The sequence below is a fragment of the Italian clover phyllody phytoplasma str. MA1 genome, from assembly GCF_000300695.1.
Classification (GTDB): Bacteria; Bacillota_I; Bacilli_A; order Acholeplasmatales; family Acholeplasmataceae; genus Phytoplasma.
Genome location: NZ_AKIM01000051.1, coordinates 1 through 2,414 on the forward strand (window position 1 = coordinate 1; position 2,414 = coordinate 2,414).

General features: G+C 27.2%; 4 protein-coding genes. All 4 read left to right on the top strand.

Going from position 1 to position 2,414, the window contains the following annotated elements; genetic code table 11:
- Nucleotides 1–368 precede the first annotated feature (368 nt).
- Nucleotides 369–1,016, top strand: coding sequence for a YqaJ viral recombinase family protein (locus RI01_RS02250; protein WP_026052450.1), 648 nt, complete (start codon nucleotides 369–371; stop codon nucleotides 1,014–1,016).
- Nucleotides 1,017–1,070: 54 nt separating this feature from the next.
- A complete protein-coding gene (gene tmk, locus RI01_RS02255) occupies nucleotides 1,071–1,703 on the top strand; it encodes a dTMP kinase (RefSeq protein ID WP_017193048.1) in 633 nt (210 codons plus the stop codon).
- Nucleotides 1,687–1,836 (top strand): hypothetical protein, encoded by a 150-nt coding sequence (locus tag RI01_RS03770; RefSeq protein WP_017193049.1) that lies wholly within the window; start codon nucleotides 1,687–1,689, stop codon nucleotides 1,834–1,836. Before tmk ends, RI01_RS03770 begins: the two co-directional genes overlap by 17 nt.
- 31 nt (nucleotides 1,837–1,867) lie before the next feature.
- On the top strand, nucleotides 1,868–2,414 hold a 547-nt coding region (locus RI01_RS02260; RefSeq protein ID WP_017193050.1), incomplete at its 3' end, for a hypothetical protein.

Genomic DNA, 2,414 nt, shown 5'->3' on the forward strand with positions numbered 1-2,414 from the left:
TTTATTATGTCATTAAATACTATCTTTTCACCTTCAAACTAAGTATTCACCAACTAAAACAAGGAATCGTGGTTCAATTTTATCAATATTTAACTACTAAGAAGCTAAATTATCATGTGGAATTTCATTAATACTTGGTTAACTAAGTTAAACAACAACCTTAAAACTATAAGTGATTATTTCTTTACTTATCAAAATCAATGGTTAAACTTAGGTTTATTAACAATTATTTTATTATTTCTCCCCCATCTTTTATATTTAATTGATTTTCTTTTTAAATGTCTTTATCATATTTTTCGTTTTTTTTATTATTTAGGAAAATATCTTTTATTATTATTAAAGAAAATATTTAAGAAAGAATGAATATTATGAGAATCAAAAACTTAAATCAACGCACCAAATTATGGTATCAACACCGAAAAAAATACATCAACGCTTCCGAAATCGCTTCTATTACGGGTTTAGATCCCTTTCGTTCCATGGAACAATTAGTTCATGATAAACTCTTTGGCACCACTTTTACCGCTAATCAATATACGCTTCATGGACAAAAAATGGAACCCATCGCTCGTCAATTTTTCATACAAAAAACCAATTTAATTTTCGAAGACACCATTTTCACTGATGATCAAGTTAACCTTTTTTCCGCATCTTTAGACGGTTACAATGAACAACATCAAGCTGTTTTAGAAATTAAATGTCCTTTTGTTAATGAAAACCAAGAAGTCTCATCCACTTGGACTAGTTTTTTAACCAATCCTCATTTAGAAAATATCCCTCAATACTACTGGGCCCAAGTTCAATGTCAACTTTACTGCTTTCAAGCTAAATTCGCTTACTTTTTGGTTTATTTCAATGACACTAATTATTATGTAGTGCGAATTTACCAAGACAATAACTTCATTAATAAAATGATTGCAGATGGTAAAAAATATTTAGAATTACTACAAAAAACAAAAAAAGAATTATCACAAACAACTTATTTAAAACAATTAAGCAAAATAAAATACAACTAAGACCTTCAAATCGAAGGTCTTTTTTTATACCCAAATTTAAAAAAGGAGCATAAAATGAAATTAATTATATTCGAAGGACTTGACGTTAGCGGAAAAACAAGTCTAATAAAAAGCGTTCAACAAGAATTAACTAAACAAGGTAACGAAGTAATTGTTATTCGCGGATTAGGAAGTTCTACAATCGGGAATTATATACGCGAAACATTTTTAACCCACAATACTTTGCATAATTTAACTAGATATTTTTTAAGTTTTGCCAACATGATTCAAACCCAAGAAGAACTCATCAAAACCCACTTAAAAACTAACAAAATCATTTTAGTAGATAGATGGTTAGGCTCTAATTTCGCCTATCGTGTATATCCTTCAAAAATTGACAAAAATTACCAAATTTTTAACAAATTAAGTAAAAATTTCATCAAACCTGATATCACTATTTATCTAAAAATTAATCCTCAATTAGGTTTGGAACGCAAAATAAACCAAAAGAATCACCAATTAGATGTGATTGAAACTAATTCCTTAACTTATTTTCAACAAGTAGAAAAGGGATATTATGAATTTTTGAAAAATCAAAACCTAGGAAATAAAATTATCTTAAACAATATGAATGATAAAGATGCTAAATTTAATCAACAATACATTATCAAAAAAATAGGAGAAATAAAGAATGGCAATAATAATTAAGAAAAAATGTCAAAACGGTAATTTATATATCCATTATAGCAACGGCAAAATCAAAACTATTAAAAAAGATGGAACTATTCAATGGCGTACCAAAAAAATTAAATTTAAATCCCCCAAAAGACTCTTTAATTAGAGTCTTTTTTTATTTAGAAAGGAATAATCAAATGAATCAATTAACTAATTTTCATTTCAACAATATTAATGTTTTTAACCACCAATCTTTATTTGTTGCCATCACTAAACAAATAATCCAACCATCTTTATTCCACAAACCATTTAATGAATATATGATAAAAAACCATAATCTCCTAAATGAATATTTTATTAACAAACAACACAATTCTCAAAGTCAAAAAGTAATCCGTGGTAAAATCAATGAATATTTCATTTTATTATATTTTCAAAACAAAGGAATCATCAATTTATACCCCCAGGCTTATTTATTCTTCATTCCAGACATAAAATTTGATTTAGTTTTATTCACAGAAACCAAACGAATAATGGCGTTTAATTTCAAAACCTGTCTCCGAGACCGCTATAAACAAGCCATGGTAGAGGGACAACAATTAAAAAAATTAGACACGCGTTTTGAGTTCTATTTATTAACTAACAACGAACCAGAAACTCAAAGACTAAACAATAAAATCAATCAAGGAAAAGTCCAAGGCATTAATCAAGTAATTAACTTATTTTCCAATTCAGCCAATAATT

Excerpts from the sequence above, each read along its gene's own strand:
- RI01_RS02250 (WP_026052450.1), top strand. The coding sequence starts at position 369 with ATGAGAATCAAAAACTTAAATCAACGCACCAAATTATGGTATCAACAC.
- tmk (WP_017193048.1), top strand. The coding sequence starts at position 1,071 with ATGAAATTAATTATATTCGAAGGACTTGACGTTAGCGGAAAAACAAGT.
- RI01_RS03770 (WP_017193049.1), top strand. The coding sequence starts at position 1,687 with ATGGCAATAATAATTAAGAAAAAATGTCAAAACGGTAATTTATATATC.